General features: G+C 61.3%; 13 protein-coding genes. 9 read left to right on the top strand and 4 right to left on the bottom strand.

Annotated elements, in window-relative coordinates; all coding sequences use genetic code 11:
• Window positions 1-2: 2 nt before the first annotated feature.
• Both cysS and rlmB read left to right on the top strand, forming a co-directional pair.
• Entirely contained in the window at window positions 3-1,409 is a 1,407-nt protein-coding gene (gene cysS / locus ANT_RS15245) for a cysteine--tRNA ligase (RefSeq protein ID WP_013561423.1), read from the top strand.
• Window positions 1,406-2,158 (top strand): 23S rRNA (guanosine(2251)-2'-O)-methyltransferase RlmB, encoded by a 753-nt coding sequence (rlmB, locus tag ANT_RS15240; RefSeq protein ID WP_013561422.1) that lies wholly within the window; start codon window positions 1,406-1,408, stop codon window positions 2,156-2,158. Before cysS ends, rlmB begins: the two co-directional genes overlap by 4 nt.
• A gap of 187 nt (window positions 2,159-2,345) precedes the next feature.
• Here rlmB and ANT_RS15235 read toward each other — a convergent pair whose 3' ends face one another.
• Complete coding sequence (locus ANT_RS15235; protein WP_013561421.1) at window positions 2,346-3,635, bottom strand: hypothetical protein; 1,290 nt, start codon at window positions 3,633-3,635, stop codon at window positions 2,346-2,348.
• A gap of 38 nt (window positions 3,636-3,673) precedes the next feature.
• Window positions 3,674-5,110 (bottom strand): hypothetical protein, encoded by a 1,437-nt coding sequence (locus ANT_RS15230; protein WP_013561420.1) that lies wholly within the window; start codon window positions 5,108-5,110, stop codon window positions 3,674-3,676.
• Window positions 5,111-5,305: 195 nt separating this feature from the next.
• Here ANT_RS15230 and ANT_RS15225 point away from each other — a divergent pair, with 195 nt between their 5' ends.
• Window positions 5,306-10,438, top strand: coding sequence for an alpha amylase N-terminal ig-like domain-containing protein (locus tag ANT_RS15225; protein ID WP_013561419.1), 5,133 nt, complete (start codon window positions 5,306-5,308; stop codon window positions 10,436-10,438).
• A 221-nt stretch (window positions 10,439-10,659) separates the two neighbouring features.
• Window positions 10,660-11,496, top strand: coding sequence for a thioredoxin (trxA, locus tag ANT_RS15220; RefSeq protein WP_013561418.1), 837 nt, complete (start codon window positions 10,660-10,662; stop codon window positions 11,494-11,496).
• 205 nt (window positions 11,497-11,701) lie between these two features.
• Here trxA and ANT_RS16700 read toward each other — a convergent pair whose 3' ends face one another.
• On the bottom strand, window positions 11,702-15,175 hold the full coding sequence (locus ANT_RS16700; protein WP_013561417.1) for a transglycosylase domain-containing protein: 3,474 nt from the start codon (window positions 15,173-15,175) through the stop codon (window positions 11,702-11,704).
• Between the two features lie 103 nt (window positions 15,176-15,278).
• On the opposite strand from ANT_RS16700, the gene surE reads away from it, so the two are divergent.
• Entirely contained in the window at window positions 15,279-16,076 is a 798-nt protein-coding gene (surE, locus tag ANT_RS17625) for a 5'/3'-nucleotidase SurE (RefSeq protein WP_013561416.1), read from the top strand.
• Window positions 16,077-16,175: 99 nt separating this feature from the next.
• Here surE and ANT_RS15205 read toward each other — a convergent pair whose 3' ends face one another.
• Window positions 16,176-16,901: an SIMPL domain-containing protein gene (locus ANT_RS15205; protein ID WP_013561415.1), complete on the bottom strand. Its 726-nt coding sequence runs from the start codon at window positions 16,899-16,901 to the stop codon at window positions 16,176-16,178.
• Between the two features lie 116 nt (window positions 16,902-17,017).
• On the opposite strand from ANT_RS15205, the gene ANT_RS15200 reads away from it, so the two are divergent.
• The 4 genes from ANT_RS15200 to holA are packed head-to-tail and all read left to right on the top strand — an operon-like array spanning window position 17,018 to window position 20,356.
• Window positions 17,018-18,208, top strand: coding sequence for a DNA double-strand break repair nuclease NurA (locus ANT_RS15200; RefSeq protein WP_013561414.1), 1,191 nt, complete (start codon window positions 17,018-17,020; stop codon window positions 18,206-18,208).
• On the top strand, window positions 18,205-18,819 hold the full coding sequence (locus ANT_RS15195; RefSeq protein WP_013561413.1) for a hypothetical protein: 615 nt from the start codon (window positions 18,205-18,207) through the stop codon (window positions 18,817-18,819). Before ANT_RS15200 ends, ANT_RS15195 begins: the two co-directional genes overlap by 4 nt.
• A 30-nt stretch (window positions 18,820-18,849) precedes the next feature.
• A complete protein-coding gene (locus ANT_RS15190) occupies window positions 18,850-19,353 on the top strand; it encodes a DUF6391 domain-containing protein (protein WP_013561412.1) in 504 nt (167 codons plus the stop codon).
• Between the two features lie 4 nt (window positions 19,354-19,357).
• Window positions 19,358-20,356 carry a DNA polymerase III subunit delta gene (gene holA, locus ANT_RS15185; RefSeq protein ID WP_013561411.1) on the top strand — a complete coding sequence of 333 codons (999 nt, stop codon included), beginning with the start codon at window positions 19,358-19,360 and terminating at the stop codon, window positions 20,354-20,356.
• Window positions 20,357-20,368 lie beyond the last annotated feature (12 nt).

The following is a 20,368-nucleotide window of genomic DNA, read 5'->3' as shown; positions in this document are numbered from 1 at the left end:
CTATGGCTTTAAAAATTTACAATACCCTGACCCGCAAGAAAGAACCCTTCGAGACTCTCGAACCGGGTAAGGTTCGCATGTATGTATGCGGTCCGACGGTGTACAACAAAGCCCACGTGGGACATGCCATGTCGGCGCTGGTGTTCGACATCATCCGCCGCTACCTGGAGTACCGCGGCTATCAGGTCAAACACGCCATGAACTACACCGATGTGGACGACAAGATTATCCTGCGCGCCAGCCAGTTGGGTATGGATCCCTTTGCGCTGGCGGAGACCTACATTCAGGAATACCGCAAGAATCTGGAAGACCTGAACGTCCTGCCGGCTACCATCAACCCGCGCGCCACGCAGGAAATTGACCAGATTATCGCCATCATCCAGGGCTTGATCGAGAAGGGCTACGCCTACCCCGCCCCCAACGGCGATGTGTACTTCCGCGTGACCCGCGACGAGGACTACGGACGCCTTTCGGGCAGGAAACTGGACGAGATGCAAGCCGGCGCGCGCATCGAGGTGGGCGAGCAGAAGGAACACCCCATGGACTTTGCCCTGTGGAAAGCCGCCAAGCCCGGCGAACCCGCCTGGGACAGCCCCTGGGGCAAGGGACGCCCCGGCTGGCACATTGAATGCTCGGCGATGAACCTGCACCACCTCGGCGAGCAGATTGACATCCACGGCGGCGGCAACGACCTCATCTTCCCGCACCACGAGAACGAGATTGCCCAGTCCGAGTCCTACACCGGCAAGCCCTTTGCCCGCTACTGGGTGCATAACGGCATGTTGCAGTTCGGCGGCGAGAAGATGTCCAAGTCGCTGGGCAACCTGGTGACCATTGAGGAATTCCTTGCCCGGCACGATGCCGACGTCCTGCGTCTGATGGTGCTGAACTCCGGCTACCGCGCGCCGTTGACCTTCAACGACGATGTCATCGAGCAGACCGAGCGCGCGCTGGAGCGCCTGAAATCGGCTCTGCGTCCGGCACTGCCGGGGGCGGCGGGCATCTCCGCCGAGGCGGTGAAAGCCCTGGAAGAGCAGGCGCGCGCCGCCCGTGCGGGTTTTGAAGAAGCCATGGATGACGACTTCAACACCGCCGGGGCGCTCAGCCATCTCTTTGAACTGGTGCGTGCCATCAACTCCGCCCGCACCGAGGGCGCTACCGATGAGCAACTGCGCGTGGGGCAGGACGTCCTGCGCGAACTGGCGGGAGTGCTGGGCTTGCGCCTGCGCATGGAAGAGGAAAAACCGCAGGAAGCCGCGCCTTTCATTGACCTGCTGATTGAAGTGCGCACCGAACTGCGCAAGCAGAAACTCTGGGCGCTTTCCGATTTAATCCGCGACCGCCTGACCGCGCTGGGCGTGACGCTGGAAGACACCCGCGAAGGCACTACCTGGCGGTATCAGAAGTGAAAGAGTGGATTTGCGGTCGCAACGCTGTCTATGAGACCCTGCGCGCCCGCCGCAGGCAGTTCTTCCGCCTGCTGATTGCCAGCGGGGTGGAAGAAAAGGGCAGAATTGAAGAAATCCTTGCCCTGTGCGCCGCGCGGCGGGTGCCGGTTTCCCGCGTGCCGCGCCCTCAACTGGACAGTTTGAGCGAGAGCCATCAGGGGGTGGCGCTGGAGTGTTCGGGCTACCCCTACGCCGGTTTGCACGACATTCTGGCGCTGGCGCGTCAGCGCGGCGAGCCTCTGCTGGCGCTGGGGCTGGACTTGATTCAAAATCCGCAGAATTTGGGGACGCTCCTGCGCAGTGCTGAAGCCGTGGGCGCGCACGGGGTGGTCATTCCCCTGGCGCGGGCGGCGGGGATTACCCCCGCGGTGGTGCAAGCCTCATCGGGCGCCAGCGAGCATCTGCTGGTTGCCCAAGCCAACCTGGCGCAGGCGCTGGAGACTTTCAAGGAAGAAGCCGATGCCTGGGTGGTGGGGCTGGAAGGCTCGCCTGAGTCCGAGCCGTATGACCGTGTGCGCCTGGACGGCGCGCTGGTGCTGGTGGTGGGCAACGAGGGCGAGGGCATGCGCCCGCTGGTGCGCCGTCACTGTGATGTGCTGGTGAGTTTGCCCATGCGCGGCAAAATCGAATCGCTCAATGCGGCGGTGGCAGGCTCGATCATGCTGTACAAGGCGCTGGAAGCCCGCTCGCGCCGCGAGGAAGCGGTGTAGGGACAGGTTTTTCCTGCTGGAAAAGAGAATTTTATCTACCCACCGCACCCTTCAATATGTTCAGGGTGCGGTGGAATTTTTACCGCCAAGGCGCGAAGGACACAAAGAAAAAAGAGCGTTCATCGAGCATGTCGAGACGAACGCTCAACGTGCGCCGGCTGAGCCTGCCAAAGCCGGCGCCAGCATCTCACGGCGCGGCGAGCATCTTCTGCAAATCCTCGAACGAGGTCACCTGAGCAATCTTCTTTAAGAAATCCGCCAGCGAGGGCGACTGTTCGCGCAGTTTGCGCACCGCCGGACCGACGGGATCCTCTCCCGCCGCGCCCGTGCCGCCGGGTTCATCGTTGTACGCTCCGTAAAAGGCGAAATAGGCTTGATTCAGTTTGCGGATGGCGTAGCCGTGATCCCAGAAGAACTGACGGCGTTCTTCCATGTAGGCTTCGGCTTCCTCAATTTTTCCCTCTGCCAGCAGGGCGTCTACTTTGACGCGGGTGATGCGCATCTCGCGGTTGAAGTTGAAGGCGGGCGGTTCGGGGGCTTCGCCGTCCCTGGGGGCGGCAGGGGGTTGGGGCGGGGGCGGCGGCGGGACGCGCTCGGGGTAAAAGCGTTCGATGACGCGCCTGCCGATTTCCTTCCCGGCAAGGCTGGCAGTGGTCTCGTTGATGGTGCGCATCTCCGGCGAAGCCTCGTAGCGCATGCCCAGCGGGCGCAGGGTGAGGTAGTTGTGCGTCCACTCATGCGCCACCACTTCCACCAGCCAGTTGAGGTCAGTGGTGCTCATCACCATGGTGGGGTACACGCCCACCCCGCCGATGCCCACCACCAGGGTGGAGCGGTTCAGTCCCTGCGCCACAGCGTCTTCGATGGCAACGCGCTGTTCCAGCGTCAAGCCGGGCAAAAGCGAGATGTTGGCTTCCTGCCTGATCTGGTCGCGCGGGGAGACGATGAGGGCATACGGCAGGGGGGTGACGTGATACAGCACCGGCGGGATCGGCTGTCCCAGGGTGGTCAGATGCATCTCCGCCAGCACGGCGCTTACCTGCGATTGAATCACGGCTTCTGCCAGCGGCGCCAGGCGTTCTTCTCGGGCGCGGGCTTCCAGCAGTTGGCGGTTGAGGTCGGCGCTGGCGCTCTGCGGGTCTTTGACCTGCGGGTCGGCGTAGATGAGGGCAATCTCGCGGTTGAGGCGCTGAATCTCGCCGATCAGGTCGAGGTAGTCGAAGACCACCCGGCGCTGGTCGAGGATGGTGAGGTAGCGCGGCGCGCTCAAGCCAGCCATCTGCCCTTTGAGCAGAAGGGCGTCCAGCATCCAGGCTTCGTAGTTAAATTCCTGCCAGCGGGTGTAGGCGCGCACCTGCTCGAGGAAGTTGAGCGGCAGGTAATCGGCGCGGGTGATGAGGACGAGGGAGAGTCCCAGCATCAGCGTGTTGAGGAACACCCGCCAGAGGGTTTTGAGGGCATCTTCGAGGACTGCCATGAGAAACAATTATAACGGGAGTGGGGAAGAATGCCGTTTCATGCAGAAGGCTGGTTTTGGGGACGGCGCAGAAGCCAGCCAACAAGAAATGCGAGAATTCCAGAAATTACGGCAGTGATACTCCAGAAGAGAATAAAAGAAGGCATTATATTAAAGTAACTATTTACAACCCCTTGTGCATCTGCCGTAATGACTAAATTTTCTGATGCGCCCTGCTCCATAAATGAAAGAGAAAGGAATGTGAGCGCAAAGGCGGGAGAGATGTTCAGCCCCATCCAGAGAGACGAGAGGAAAGACGCTGTTGACGCACTGATGCTGTACTCTATCCAGGACACATGGGGAGCTTCTTGAGAACGAGCCTGCCAGCCGGCTCGAAAGGCAAGGATGGCAAAGGTCAATATCAGGAGCATTCCGGCAATGAGCCAGATGACCTGGAGAAGAGCCTCTCTCATGACCAGAAAGATTCCCAAAAGAGTGAGAAGAGCAAAAAACAGAAAGTAAATTCCCAGCAAGCGCGGTTCCCCGATATTCCCTAACCAGGATAAAAATGTCCTCAACCATCCTTTGCGAGGATTTTCTTCCTGGGATTCATTTTTTCTATAATTTTTCACGACTTGAGTTGCCCCAATAAACACAACAATCACTATGAGGAGAATACAAGCAAAACTGATGGAGAAATGGTTTGTAAAAGTCATGAAAGCCAGGGTTGCAGGAATTGCCAGCGCCAGGCAAAAGAAGGTCGACAGGGCAGTTTTCAGGGATGGGATTTGGGAAGTGTAAGGCGTGGCTTTGAGCAATCGCCATCCGGCAAAGTGCAGAAAAATCAGAAAAAGGAAATGAAGTCCAAAGGAAATTGCAAGCAAATTCTGTTCACCGTTACTCAACTCTTTCATCCTGGTGAAATACAACCGAAGCACTCCAAAGGAGAGCAGTGTGAAAAGAGGGAGCAGAGATACGAGGATGCCCTGCCAGAAGAAGGCATGAGATCTGCTGGGTTTGGAAAGCGCGCCGCCAAGCCAACCGCCTAACGCGCCAAAGAAGACTCCCAGGAAAATCGCCGCCCATATCGATATGTAGTTATAGAGAAGAATGGTATTGGCTGTATCACTCACCCGGAGAATGACATCCGCTTCGTTGATTGCAGGAAGGATTTGAGCATTGAGCAAAGCAGTTGTTCCAACCAATCCAGCAATTAATTCTCCGAAAGACCCATTCACCATTAAAGCCGCAATTCCCCCCGTCAGAGCGCCTGCGCCCATGGCTTGCCTGCGGGTGGACGCTCCGCTCATCCATCCGGCTAGCCATCCGCAAAGGAACCATAACACTACCAGACCTGCCAGACATACATAAGCAATGAAAGCAGAGGGTTTAATGTGGAAGATTTCTTGAGGCAGGAACGCGCCAAGAGCAGAATACGCCAGCACGTTTCCTGCCAACCCTCCCAGGATGGCAACGATGAAAATTCGCCTGTTCATTTCCCCTCCGGCATGCGACTGGTTTTCCAAGAAAAAAGAATATGTTCTATTATATTGATTTTTTTGGTGAAAGTTTAATGGAATCATGTTGTCGTTCAATTCCAAAACCAATTCTTAAATTACGTCAAATAAATTGACAAATAAGCGCGTTTTTCCTACAATAAAAAAGGCATTTCCCCCTACAAGGAGAGTTTTATGCGAAATTCTGTCTTGCGTACGGTGTTGAGTTTGTTCATCCTGCTCAACCTGTTGTTGGTTCCGGCTGGCGTTCAGCCGGTGACTGCCGCTCCCGCCGCCGCTCCGGCGGTTTCGTGGTGCGCGGCAGGGACGTTCAACGGCTGGAATAACACCGGTCAGCCGCTCTATGACGACGGCACCCACGGCGACCTGCTGGCAGGCGATGGGGTGTACTCGGTTGCCCTGACGCCCGCCGCCGGGGACTACTTTTGGAAAGCCGTCGAGTGCGGCAACTGGGATAATTCCTACCCCGCCGGAAATGATTCCTGGTTCACCGCCGACGGCACCAGCCCGGTGGTGCTGACCTTCGATACCAACAACCACGCCAGCGATGCCGGCTGGGCGCTCACGCCCGCCCGGAACATCGTCAACGTGCTGGGCGGTGTCCTGCCGGCTTCGTTCACCGTGGTGGGTCACTTCCAGGGATGGAACAACGCCAATCCTGACACGGTGATGACGCCGCTGGGACGCGGGCTGTACCGCCTGGCGTATACTTTCACCGAAAGCGGCACCACCGAGGTCAAGATCACCGAGACGGGCAGTTGGGCGCGCCAGTACACCGTCAACGGACGCCAAACCGATGGCGGCACGCTGGTGCTGAACTACACCGCCGGTCAGACCTACATCTTCCTGCTGGATACCAACACCGGACGCTGGGGGGCTTTCCTCAACGGCAGTTCTACCGGCGACTGGTGTGCGGCGGGCGATTTCAACGGCTGGAACAATGCCGGTCTCCCCATGGTGGATGACGGCACCCAGGGCGACCTGCTGGGCGGCGATGGCATCTTCTCCGCCGAGGTGACCGTGGCGACCGCCGGGCGCTACGAATGGAAAGCCTTCCACTGCGGCACCTGGAACGGCGTTCCCAATGCCAACTCGTGGTTCCACACCTCCAGCGATGGACAAAAGGTCATCTTCACCCTGGACACCAATGATCACGCCAGCGATGCCGGCGCCAAACTTCTGCCGGCGCAGAACATCGTCAACGTGCTGGGCGATACCCTGCCGGCTTCCTTAAATGTGGTGGGGTCGTTCCAGGGATGGAATCCCAGCGACGTGAATTACACCATGCAGAAGGTGGGCAACTGGGCGGTGCTGGTCAAGCCACTTGCCAAAGGAACGTATGAGGGTAAGATTACCTCAACCGGCAATTGGGACGCCTTTGGCGCGGATGGGCGCAATGTGAATGCCGCCAACGTTGCCTTCCAGGTCTTTGCCAATAATGATCCGGTGACCTTCCTGCTGGATACGGTCAGCGGGCGCATGCTCATTTACGCGCCGGTGTCTGCTCAAGCCGCCCACGATAACGAAATTTGGGGCGGCGACCTGTATCACGACAGCCGCAGTACCTTCTACCGCACTCCGGGCGGTCCCGTGCCGGCCGGTACGGCGGTGACCCTGCGCTTCCGCGCGGCGAAGAACGACCTGACCGGCGTGCAGGTGCGCGTGTACAACGACCGCACCAACACCCAAACCCTGCTCAACATGACCCGCATTACCGAAGACGACCGCTACGAGTACTGGGAAGTCACCCTGCCCGCCAGCAGTGACCCCACCGTCTTCTGGTATCGCTTCATTGCCATGGACGGCACGGCGCGGGCGTACTACGAGGATGATCCCAGCCGCGATGGCGGGGTTGGGCAGACCTTTGCCTCCAGCCCGGATAACTCGTGGCAGGTGAGCGTCTATGATCCTGCCTTCCAAACCCCCGACTGGGCAAAGCACGCCATCATTTATCAGATTTTCCCCGACCGCTTCCGCGACGGCAATACAGCCAATAACAAGCCCGCTGGCACGTTCTTCTACAATGAACCCGGCGGCACGGTCTTCCGCTCCCTCGACCCCGAGGGCGACTGGAACACGCCGGTGTGCGATCCGCGCGCTTCGGGAGCCTGCCAGGGGACGTACTCCAAGAATTTCTACGGCGGCGACCTGCAGGGCTTGATTGACCAGCTGGATTACCTGCAGAGTTTGGGCATCACCGCCATCTACCTGAACCCTATCTTTGAGTCGCCGTCCAACCACGGCTACGACACCACCGATTACGGCAAAATCAACCCCTTCCTGGGCGACCTGCCCACCTTCCAGACGCTGGTCACCGAAGCCCACAACCGCAACATCCGCATCATTCTGGACGGGGTGTTTAACCACACTTCTTCCGACAGCATTTACTTTGACCGCTACGGGCGTTATGAGACGGTGGGCGCCTGCGAAAGCCCGTCCTCGCCCTACCGCAGCTGGTACTTCTTCACCGACGTGACCCCCGGCACGGGCGTGTGCGCCGGTTCGGACGGCACCCCCAACGCCGCTACCTACCGCTCATGGTGGGGCTATGACAGCCTGCCCATTCTCAACTCGGCGAATCCCCAAGTGCGCCAGTTCATCTGGAACGCGCTGACCACCGACCCGATTGCCAAGTACTGGATGCAGTGGGCAGATGGCTGGCGCCTGGATGTGGCGGGCGATATTGACCAGGGCACCATCAACAGCCCGGAGAACGACTACTGGGAAGGCTTCCGCCAAGCCGTGCATGCCGTCAAACCCGACGCCTACATCATCGGCGAGGAATGGGGCAACGCCACCTCGTGGATTTTGGGCGGCGAGTGGGACGCGGTGATGAACTACCAGTTCAGCACAGCGGTGCTGGGCTTCTGGCGCGATGAGCCGTTTGTGGATAACGACCACAACTCGGCTTCCTCGGCGGGCATCATCCAGCCGCTGACGCCCTCGCAGTTGGACGCGCGCCTGAAGAACCTCGCCGAGCGTTACCCGCCCGAGGCGCTGTACGCCATGATGAACCTGCTGGGCAGTCACGATACCAACCGCGCGCTGTTCATGCTGGATCACAACACGGACCAGAACAACCCGACGCTCTACCAGAACCCCAACTACGATTGGAGCGATGCCATCACCCGCCTGAAGGGCGTTGCCCTCTTGCAGATGACCCTGCCCGGCGCGCCCACCATCTACTACGGCGATGAAATTGGTCTGGTGGGCCCGGTAGCCTACGACGGTTCGACCTGGCAGGACGACCCCTACAACCGCCAGCCCTATCCGTGGCTGGACGAGACCGGCACGCCCTTCTACGCGCACCTGCAGTCCACGACCGCGCGCCAGGACCTCTTCAATTACTACGCCGCGCTGATTAACGCGCGCAAATCCTACGACGCGCTGAGCATTGGCGATTTCCGCACCCTGCTGACGGACGACGCCAACGGCGTGTACGCCTTCGGGCGCAAGAGCGCCGCGTCTGCGGCGGTGGTGGTGCTGAACCGCAGTACCAGCCCGCGCAATGTGGTGCTTGACCTGAGCGGCTACCTGCCTGCGGGCAAGCAGTTTAGCGAAGTCCTCAGCGGAGCGAACTACACGGTTGCGGCGAACGGCACGCTGACCCTGAGCAGTGTGCCTGCGCGCGGCGGCATGGTGCTGGTGGCAACCCTGAGCGAAACCGCTCCCGCCGCAGTGAGCGACCTGCACGTCACTGCGGAAGGCGACGGCACTGTCTCGCTGGCGTGGAGCGCGGTGAGCGGCGCGGGACGCTACGACATCTACCGCAGTCTGGTTTCGGGCGGCGGTTATCAGAAGGTCGGCGAGACTGCCTCGACCACCTTCACCGATACCGGCTTGACCAACGCCACCCGCTACTACTACGTGGTGGTGGCGGTGGATACGACCACGCTTCTGCAAAGCGGCTACTCCAACGAAGCCATGGGCTTGCCGCACCTCAACATCGGCTGGGCGAACCTGCAATGGCCCCCCAGCATCATCCATACCATCGGCACCACGCCTACGCAATACATCTACGGGCAGGTGTGGATTAACGGCGTCACCAGTCAGCCCGGCGCCACCCCCGGCTTGCTGGCGCAGGTGGGCTACGGTCCCGACGGCTCTGACCCCAGCGCCGGCACGGGCTGGATTTGGGTGAACGCTGAATTTAACGACGATGCCGGCAACAACGACGAGTTCCGCGGGCAACTTCTGCCTGAGGCGGTGGGCACCTTTGACTACGCTTACCGCTACTCCACCGATGGCGGCAATACCTGGCTGTACGCCGACCTGGACGGCACCGGCAACGGCTACGATCCTGCTCAGGCGGGCGCGCTGACGGTGAATGCTTCCAGCGACACCGAAGCCCCCACGGCGCCGACACTGAGCATTGTCCACTGGACGCCTACCAGCATCCATCTCTCGTGGATGGCATCCACCGATAACGCGGCGGTGTACGCCTACGACATCTACCGCAGTCTCACCAGCGGCGGCGCAGGCGAGAAGATTGCCCGTGTGCTGGCGCCTGCCACTACCTATGTGGACACCTCGGTGGTGGCGGGGACGACCTACTACTACACCGTCAAAGCCCTGGATACGTCCTTCAACGCCTCGCCGCTTTCCAACGAGGCCGGACAGAAAGCCGAAGGACGCCTGGTCGAGGTGACCTTCAACGTGACCGTGCCGTCCTTCACCACGGGTACGGTGTACTTCACCCGCGCCATCAACTCCGATGGCACGGTGGGCGACTGGAACGCCGCCGCCGTCCCGCTGACGCAGGTGGACGCCACCCACTGGCGGCTGGTTGCCAACCTGCTGGATGGGCAGACGGTGGAGTTTAAGTTCACCCGCGGTTCGTGGGATACGGTCATCAAGGGTGCCAACGGTAACGAGGAATTGAGCAACCTCTCGCTGACGGTGACCCACGACCAGACCACCGGCAAGCAGACTTTTGATTACACCGTGCAGAACTGGCGCGACCCGCTCATCACTGCCTTTACCCCGGCGGACGCTTCCTCGCATGCTTCCGCGCCCGCCATCACCTGGACGTGGAGTCAAGCCATTAACCCCGCCGACCTGAAAGGCACGCTGGAACGCAAGGTGGGCACGAACTGGGTGCCGGTCGCCGGTACGGTGACTTACGACAGCGGCACGCTGACCTGCACCTTCACCCCGGCGCAAGCCCTGCCGTACAACACGCAGTACCGCGTGACGGTCAGCGGTCAGGTGGATGCCGGCAACGATGTCCAGCAGGTCACCTACCAGTGGCAGTTCACCATCCAGCCGTTTGTGCTGTACTTCCCGCAGGTGTACCGCGCGCCATGAGCGCCGGGTAGATGAAGTTCAAGCCTCCCGCTTCTCCCCGAAGCGGGAGGTTTTTTCATGCGTGCGCCTCGGCAGGCTCGGCGCACGTCTGGCGCACGGCAAGCCAATTCTTCTTTCTCCGGCGCATTTTTTATGAAAGATTAACGCGATTCCGATATAATTCTAATAACGGTCGGGTATGCTCAACGACAAGGCGAGACAAGCCGGAAAAGGAGTGAGAGATGATGACCTCCAACTTTATCGTTGATGTGAATGAAGCCGATTTCGAATTTGAAGTGATTGCGTATTCCCAGAACACTCCCGTTCTGGTGGACTTTTGGGCATCCTGGTGCCAGCCCTGCCGCCATCTCACCCCGCTTCTGGAAGGACTGGCAAACGAGATGCAGGGTGCTTTCCGCCTCGCCCGCGTCAACGTGGACGAGAATCCCAACCTGGCACTGCGCTACGGCGTGCGCAGTATCCCGACCGTGAAAGCCTTCGTGCAGGGACAGGTGGTGGCGGAGTTTGTCGGTCTCCAGCCCGAAGCCCGCATCCGCGAGTTCATCCAGCGGCTCATGCCCCCCTCACCGGCGGCGCTGGCGCTGGAGAAAGCCTACAGTTTGCTGGCGGAACAGCAGTGGGAAGACGCCGAGACCATCTTCCGCGACCTGGAAGATCAGGAAGGCTTGCGCCCGGCGGTGCAGTTGGGCTTGCTGAAGAGCGTGCTGGCGCAGGGACGCGGCGGCGAAGCCGCGCTGATTCTGCGCGATTTTCCCGCCAGCCGCGAGTTCCCCATCGCTGAGAAGATGCGCCCGCTGGTGGAAGCCCTGGTGCAGTTCGAGCGCGGTGAACTGCCCAACGAGACCGATCTGGACGCCACCTTCATCAATGCCATTCGGCTGGCGCGGCGCGGCAACCTGGAAGCCGCCATGGACGGCTTGCTGGACATCCTGCGGCAGGACAAGCGCTACCGCAACGACCTGGCGCGCCAGGTGATGCTGGGTATCCTGGAACTGTACGATCCCAACGACCCCACGGCGCGGCAGTACCGCAACGAATTGGGCATGGTGCTGTTCTAACTCAGGAGAGGGAGACACAACCGCCGGAGACATTCCCGGCGGTTGTTTTATGGGAAATCCTCGCCTTCGAGATGGCTGAGAGCGCGTCAGGGAAGATGTCACCGCGAAGGCGCACAGGACGCGGAGAAAATTGAGCGCACCCCGAGCCTGACGAAGGCGTTGAGGGGTGCGCTTTGGCGCTGGTACAGGCTCTGACCCTGCGGCTCTAGGCTCGCTCCAAAGCCCCGGCGGCCGTTGCCACGGGGGTCTCGGTCGGTGTGGGGGTGGGTGTCTCGGTGGGCGGCGGAGTGGGTGTGGGCGTCGGGGTGAGGGTAGGCGTGGGCGTCACCGTGGGGGTGAGGGTCGGTGTCGGGGTGGGCGTGGGCGCCTGGATGCGCAGGCGGATGCGCTTCTCGGCGTAGCCGTCCTCGGTGCTTTCCAGATAAATCCGCAGGGTGATGGTCTCGCGCGGCACATCCTGTAAATCCCACGAGTAAATGCGGTCGGGCGTCTTGACCGGCGAGGTCATGCCCTCGAGCAGGGTCTTCCATTCGCCGGGATCACTGCCCAAGCCCCACTCCAGCCGCCAGCGGCGGAAGTCGTCGGTAGCGTCCACCACGGCGTAGATATCCAGCGGTGCGGAGAGGATGGCTTGATCCTCTGCCAGCCCGGCAAAGTAGATGTTCGGGCGCGGGTCGCTTTCCTTGCATTCCCGTTCGGGGATGAAGAAGAAATCGTCGGAAAAGCCGATGCTCTCCGCCCAGTTTTGCCCTTCCTCAGTCTCGCGAATCCAGCGCACGGCGTCCTTGTCGGTGACGTTGAGGACGAACTTCTCGGCGGTGAAGCCGGAGCAAGCTGCCGATGCCCGCAAACCCGTCCAGGTATCAATCTGGGCGCGTTTCCACAGGTCTTCCTCTTTGGGCAGGGGCAGTTGATCGGCGGCGAAGAACTCGGTGCGCTGAGACGGACACCACTCCGAAGGCTCGGTGCCGGAGATGGCGCACACCACCCGCTCAACCACATTGGCGGGCTTGACGAAGGGGGTGGGGTTGCCGCCGGTAAGGGCGGGGACGGCGCTCTGCATGAACTGCGCCCAGATGGGCGCCGCACCGGTCACCCCGCTGACGCCTTCCATTGGCGTGTAGTCGGCGTTGCCCACCCACACACCTACCGCCAGGTCGGGGGTGTAGCCCAGCGTCCAGTTATCGCGGAAGTCGTTGGTGGTGCCGGTCTTGGCGGCGGCAGGGAAGGGCAGTGCCAGCACCGAATTGGTGCCGAACATGGGCGCACGGGCTTGGTTATCGGAGAGGATGGAACTGATGAGGAAGGCATGTTCGGGGCGCAGGACCTGCTCGCCGGGGGGCGCTTTATGCTCGTATACCACGTTGCCGGCGTAATCCTCAATGCGGGTGATGGCGTAGGGGGGCATGCGCCGACCAGCGTTTGCCATTGTGCCAAACGCCGAGGTCATCTCCAGCAGGGTCACCTCGCCGCCGCCCAGAGTCAGCGAAAGCCCGTAATCGTCGCGCGTCAGGGTGGTGATGCCCAGGCGCTTTGCCATACCAATCAAGCCCTCGCCCTGCGGGGTGTTGGGGTCGTCATAGATGCCCACAAACTGGAGGGCTTTGACGGCGGGGATGTTGTAGGAATTTGCCAGCGCCGTGCGTACCGTCACCGGACCGTGGAAGCGCCCATCGTAGTTCACCGGCTTGTAGGGATCGCGCGGGTCGTCGGGTCTGCCGGAAGGCGGGAACTCCGATGGCACGTCCCAGATGAGCGTGGCGGGCGTCCAGCCTTTTTCAAACGCCGCCAGGTAGGTAATCGGCTTGATGGACGAACCCGGCTGGCGCGGCACCAGCGCCATGTTGATCTGCCCGCTGATGCCCTCGTTGAAGTAATCTGCCGAACCCACCATGGCGAGAATCTCGCCGGTGGCGGGGCGGATGGCAACCAGCGCGCCGTTCTGCACGTTGCGCCCGGAGAGCGCCCGCACCTGCTCAGCAACGATGTTCTGGGCTTGTTCCTGCAGGTTGGGGTCGAGGGTGGTGTACACGGTAAAGCCCGAGCGGTAAATCGTCTGCGGGTCAAACTGCTCTTCCAGCAGGGAGCGCACGTAATTGACCCAATGCGGGTAGCGGATGGTGTTGCGCGGCGGCTGGAAGTTGTAGGCTTCAATTTCCTGCGCCGCGGCGGTAGCGGCGGCGGCATCCACGCACACCGGCTGGACGCTGTTGGACACCTCGATGCAGTTCTTCTCGCGGCTCAGTTCGTACATCAGCACCAGCACCTGCTTGTGACGGCGCAGGGCTTGTTCGCGGTTGCTGAAGATGTCGTACACGCTGGGGGCTTGCGGCAGTCCGGCAAGGAACGAGGCTTGCGCCAGGGTCAGTTTGTCGGCGCTGGTGCCGAAGTAGGTGTTGGCGGCGGCTTCCACACCGTAGGCAAGGTTGCCGTAGTAAATCTCGTTCAGGTACAGTTCAAGGATTTCATCCTTGCTGTAACGGCGGGTAAGTTCGGCGGCAAGCACAATCTCGCGCGCCTTGCGCTGGACGGTGCGCTGGGCGGCTTCTTCCGGGCTGAGCAGGATGGCGCGCGCCAACTGCTGGGTGATGGTAGAAGCGCCGGAGACCACCTCTCCGCTGGTGTAGTTCTGCCACAAGGCGCGGGCAATGCCAAAGGGGTCAAAGCCGGGGTTGTTGTAGAAATCCTTGTCCTCGGTGGCGATAATTGCCGCCACCATGTAGGGCGAGATGCGCTTGAGCGGCACGTAGGTACGCCGTCCGGCGTTGGGGTCGAGGATTTCGTACAGCACATTCCCGTTGCGGTCGAGGATGCGGGTAGTCTCGAACTGCGAGGCGCGTTCCTTAAGGTTGGAAATATCCGGCAGGGAGCGGGCAATGGAGAAGTACTGATAGACCAGGAAGGTGGCAACCGCGCCCGCCAGCACAATGGCAAGGACGATAATGCCCAGCACCACCTGCAGGATGCATCCCCACGGCGAGCGTCCGCCGGTTTCTTCCTCTGGCTGGACGGGACGGGGCTGGCTGGGGCGTTCGCGCCGCACCGGCGGGGGCGGCGGAGGCGGTGTGCGCGGCGGGTAAGTCGGGCGGGAGCCGGGTTCGCGTGCCGCCGGGCGCACCCGCACGGCAAAGGGCTGGGTGGGCGGTTCCTGAGTTGCCGGGCGCTGGGCATGCAGGGTGGGAAGGTCGTAGGCGCTGGGCGAAACCTGGGTGGCTTCCAGGTCGGTCTCTTCCACCCGTTTGGGCAGGATCTCGGCGTCCGATTCCAGCAGGAAGGGCGGAATGGTGGGCGCCAGATGGGCGTCTTCCTCGCCGATTGCAGGGGCTTCGCTGGCGGCTTCCGGCGGCAGGGTAGGGGCTTCGTCGGCGGGCAGGCTCTGCGGCGGCTCGCTGAAGGGTGGCACCGGCAGGGTTTCGGCAGACTCTCCGCGCGGACGCAAGGGTGGGACGATGTCTTCCTCTAAGAAGGGCGGGGGAGACGGCGGGGTACTTTCCGGCGAAATCGGCTGGGTGACAGCCGACTCGGCGGACGTCTCGGCGGGCTTGGCGGCAGGACGGGAAGGCTGGGTGTTTTCGAGGGCTTCTTCAGCCTTCTTGCCTTCCTCTAAAATACGGCGCAATTTTCGCCCGGCGGTATCCTCGGAGGGATGGACAGGGGGGAGTTTCTCTTCTTCGTTCATGGCTTTCTTCAAAAGTATTGTAACACAAACAAAAAGGGGAGGTTTCGGCAGTGATTGGGGCAGGCAAAGGATTCGTGATAATATTTTCCCTGGAAAGGGTGCTATGGACAAACCGCTGATTTTACTGACCAACGATGATGGTATTCATTCGCCGGGACTGCACGCCGCGGCGCGCGCTCTGCTCCCGCTGGGCGAGGTGGTGGTGGTTGCACCGCGCGAACAGCAGACCAGCATGGGGCGCAGTCTGCCACCCGCCAGCGACGGCAGAATTGAGCCTGTAACTCTGCCGGTCAACGGAGGCGAGGTGCGCGCCTACGCGCTGGGCGGCACGCCCGCGCAGTGCGTTCTGCATGCCGTGCTGGAGATTCTGCCCCGCACGCCCGCGCTGGTGGTTTCGGGCATCAATTACGGCGAGAACATCGGCACGGGGGTGACCATCTCCGGGACGGTGGGGGCGGCGCTGGAAGGGGGCGCCATGGGCATCCCCTCGCTGGCGGTTTCGCAAGCCATTGAGGGCGAGGAATACTTCGCTTACACGCAGATTGATTTCTCCGCCGCGGCGCACTTCACCGCCCTGTTTGCGCAAAAACTGCTCTCCCGCACCCTGCCGGTGGATGTGGACGTGCTGAAGGTGGATGTGCCGCTAGGGGCTACTCCGCAGACGCCCTGGCGCGTTACCCGCCAGTCCAGACACCGCTATTACATTCCCTACCTCATCCGTGAGGGCGGGTGGGAGCAGAAGGGGGTGGTGGCGGCTTCGCCTAAAGTGAGGCTGGAGGACACCGCCCCCGATGACGACATCCGCGCGGTGGTGTTCGACCGGGTGGTCTCGGTGACGCCGCTCAGCGTGGACTTGACCTCGCGCACCGATCTGGAAGATTTAGAGGATTTGTTGCGGTAATCGCGGGGGTTACTGCAAAGGCTCAGGGCGCGGTGTGGCAAAAAAATCATCCCCTTCCGGGACAGGGGAAGGGGATGAAAGAGGGGAAACTTGCGGGAATTACTCGATTTCGTAGGTGATGTTGACATCCACACTGATGACCATTTGCCCGGCGGAGATGGGCACCTGCCCGACTGCCGCCGCGCCGCCCTTGGCGTCGTACAGAGGCGCCGGTCCGGAACTGACGTAGGATGAAATGCTCTGCACCCGCGCCAGTTTCACACCAGCCGCGCCAGCCAGTTCCTCAGCCTGCCGGCGGGCATCTTCTGCCGCCAGTTGGCGCGCCTCGGTGATGGCTTTGCTCTTGTCCACCACGTCGAAGGTGATGCCGTAGATGTTGTTGGCGCCCGCGCGCACGGCGGCATCCAGCAGTTTGCCCAGCACGGTCAGATCGCGCACGGTGACGTTGACGGTGTTATCCACCACGTAAAGGATGCCGGTCATCTTGCCTTCGGGGTCGTACTGCTGTTGCGGGAAGATGTTAAAGGCAGAGGTTTGAATGTCCTTTTCCGCCACGCCCATTTCTTTCAGTGCGTTGGCAATTGCCTGGGCTTTGCGGGAGTTCTCATTGAGGGCATCGCTGACGCTTTCCGACTGGCTCTGCACACCGATATTGATGTACGCCACATCCGGGGTCAGATAGACCTTCCCGTTGCCGTTGACGCTCAGCGTGCGCACCTGGGGTTGAGCACCGCCACCCCCTGCCAGCACCGGCGTGGCTTGACAGGCAGTCAACGCCACCATGACCAGCAGGACGATAAATAGACTCAATCGTTTGAAGTTCATTGTCACTCCTCCTTAGAAGTGAATTACCAGAGATTTATGGTTCTGTATATCCAGACGATGGGAGCGCGGAAAAGTTCCCAAAAACCAGTATAATCGAAACAACAGGTTTGGTCAGTATGCCCGTCGATTATCAACAAATACGCGAACAAATTCATCAGAAAGTGGAACAGTTAGGCGATCAGGCGCAGGTGAGGCAGGAACTGCTGGACGAAGCCCTGAACCTGCTGAGGCGCTACGCCCATCGCCAGGACGACCTGCGCGCGCTGGTTGAGCAGGTCAGCCATGTGACTCAGAACCTGCGATGCGCCCAACCCACCAGCGAATCTCTGGACAGCGCCTTCGCCGGAGCGCCTGCGCCGGACGGCTGGATTTTGCTCGCCGCCGACGGCTCGCAGATTACTCCCGACCCGCACCGCGCGGTGGAGTTTGGCGTCATCAACACGGGGCTGTTTGCCTTTAAAACGGGGGCAATCCCGCGGGAACTGGTGAAGAGCGAGATTTTGCTCTTCAACGAACTGTACCCCAACCATGTGCCTCTGGGCGAGGAAATGCTTGCTCTCCAGCGCGACCTGCGCGAGCGCCGTCTCTTGCTGGAGCAAGCCCGCCAGGAACAGGACGCTGAGAATCTGCCCATCTTCACCCTCACCGACGGTCCGCTGGAGTTGTTCCGCCAGCCCCAGGGGGATGAAGACCTGAAAAAGGCATTTCAGGCGTACCTGAACGTGCTGGCAGAGACGCGGCGCGCAGGCATCGGCGTGGCGGGCTACGTGGACCGTCCGCGCAGTGACTACGTGGTTGCCCTGCTGGAACTGGCGAAGTTAAGAGAAGCGCAGAGTCTGAGCGCGGCGGGAAAGGAACGCCCGTTGTGGGGCGTGCGCGATATTGACCTGTTTGCGCATATGCTCCCGCCGGGAGCGCGTTCGGCAATTTTTGAGATTCACTCGCTCTCGGCGGCGCGCTTCAGCCAGGCGGATGAGGCGCTGACGTTGTGCTTTTTCTATCTCAATGTCGGCACGCAGGAAAAGCCCTATCTGGTGCGGGTGGAACTCCCGCGCTTTGTGGCGCAGGACGCTCAGCAGGTTGCCCTTCTGCAAGCCATTCTGCTGGATCAGTGCCGCCAGATGGGCGCGCGTCCCTATCCCTATGCCCTGAGCCGCGCCCATGAGATCGCCGTGGTGCGCTACGAGGAGCATCAACTGCTGGAAAACATGATACTCATGGAAATCCACCGCCGCGGCGGAGAGATGCAACGCGAATCCCACAAGTTAAGCAGTAAACACACCTCAGCGGGAGGGAAACGAGCATGACCATGAATACCGCTTTTGGCAGACTGTTAGGCGCATCCACGCTGGAAAGTCTGGTAGGGTGCCGGGTGACGCAGGCGAACGTGCCGGCTTTTGGCACGCTGGCGCGCCTGCCGGTGGACGATACGTATCAGGTGTACGGGCTGGTGTACAACATTCACATCGAAGAGGATGGCACGGTGCGCCAGTTAGCCGCCGCGGGAGATATCCGCGACGAGGTGGTGCGCGACAACCGCGAAAACCGCACCGTGCCGATTGAGTTTAACCTGCTCCACGTGGGCTATGAGGAAAACGGGCGCATCTCGCACCTCTTGCCGCCGCGCATCCCGCTCAGTCTGGAGGTCATCCATGCCTGCACGCCCGCCGAGGTGGTGCGCTTTACCGGCGCGGGACGCCTGGGCTACTTCCGCCACATCCTGCGCGCCGAGCAGGCGCCCATCCCCGAACTGTTCGCCGCCCACCTGCTTCAGGCAAGCCGCGCCCATGCGCAGATGGGCGACCCGCACTGGCTTCAGCGCGCCCAGCAGGAAATCATCATCCTTTTGCGGGACGATTACGCCGCGCTGATGAACGTGCTGAACGCGCTGGCGGATGTGGCGCAGACTGCACCGTAAGCCGGTAAAATTTTGAGGTTGGGAGGAAGTATGTCCATTTTAAACTGGACTCCCGTGGCGCGCATGCGCCGCAACCATGCTCTGGAGCATGCTACGTTACAAGTGCTGGCAGAGCGCCATCCGCATCTGATGGCGGCGGGTTACTCCGATACGCGCGGTTTCTGGATTGTGGGCAACCTGTCCACCGAAGAGGTGTACGAAGCCGTGGAGCAAGCCCTGGCGCGCCTGAACGCGGGCGAGTACCGCCTTGCCATTCATCCCAACTGCGGCACCAACTTTGCCGCGGCGGGTTTCTTTGCCGGAACGGTGGGCTGGCTGGCTTCGCTGAACATGGGACGCGACTTGCGCTCGCGCCTGGAGCGCTGGAGCGTCATCGTCCCCCTGGTCACCCTGGCGTTGATTCTGGCGGCGCCGCTGGGTCCCCTGCTCCAACAGCGCATCACCACCGCGCCGCCACATGGGTTGCGTGTAGTCGAAATTACCCGCCAGGTACAGGGCGACCTGATTGCCCACCGCATCCTCACCCAGGGATAAGTCCATGAGCGAAAAGCCGGTGGTGTACGTGCTTCACGGCAATGACGTCCACGCCATGCAGGCGTTCATTCACACCCTGCGCGAGAAACTGGGCGACCCCGCCGTTGCCGACCTGAACCTCACCCGGCTGGATGGGCGCACCGCCAGCGAGGATGACATCTTCAACGCCGCCGGCGCCATGCCCTTTCTGGCAGAGCGGCGCCTGGTCATCCTCACCCATCCCTTTACCCGCCTGACCGCCGAGTCGGCGCGCCAGCGTTTTTGCCAGCGTCTGGAAACTCTGCCCGAAACCACCGCGCTGGTGCTGGTGATTGAGGACATCATCGAGCGGCGCAGTTGGGTGCATTTCCCGCCCAAGCACTGGTTCCGCGCCTGGATGGAGAAAGCCGGCAAGCGCGTCCACTACCATCTCTGCACCCTGCCCGACCTTTCTGCCATGCCCGCCTGGATTCAAAAGGAAGCCCGCTCACTGGGCGGGCAGTTTACCGCCGAAGCCGCCGCCGAACTGGCTCGCCACGTGGGCAACGATACCCAGACCGCCCGCCAGGAAATTGAAAAACTGCTCACCTACGTCAACTTTCAGCGCGCCGTGGAACTGGAGGATGTTGCCGAACTGACCGCGCAGGGCGGCGAAGCCGATTTGTTTGCCATGATGGACGCCATCGCCGAGGGCAATGCCCGTCTGGCACAAAACTTGCTCCATCGTTTGCTGGAGGAAGAGGATGAACTCAGCCTGTTTGGGATGATTGTGCGCCAGTTCCGCCTGCTCTTGCTGGCGCGCGAACTGCTCGATGAGGGCAAGGGCGTGGCAGATTTCCTGCAGGCGGGCATCAGCACATCCCAATTTGTGGCGGAGAAAAGCCTTCGGCAGGCGCGGCGCTTCTCCATGGCGCAGTTGGAAGAAATTTACCGCACCCTTTACGAGATGGACGGCGCCGTCAAAACCAGCAATACTGACCTTCCCACCGCACTGGATACCTTTATCGTTGCGTTAGCCCGCTGAAGCCCTCTCCCG

The organism is Anaerolinea thermophila UNI-1 (assembly GCF_000199675.1).
Taxonomy (GTDB): domain Bacteria; phylum Chloroflexota; class Anaerolineae; order Anaerolineales; family Anaerolineaceae; genus Anaerolinea; species Anaerolinea thermophila.
The sequence above is the reverse complement of the archived record's forward strand: the minus strand, read 5'-3'. Positions and strand labels throughout refer to the sequence as shown.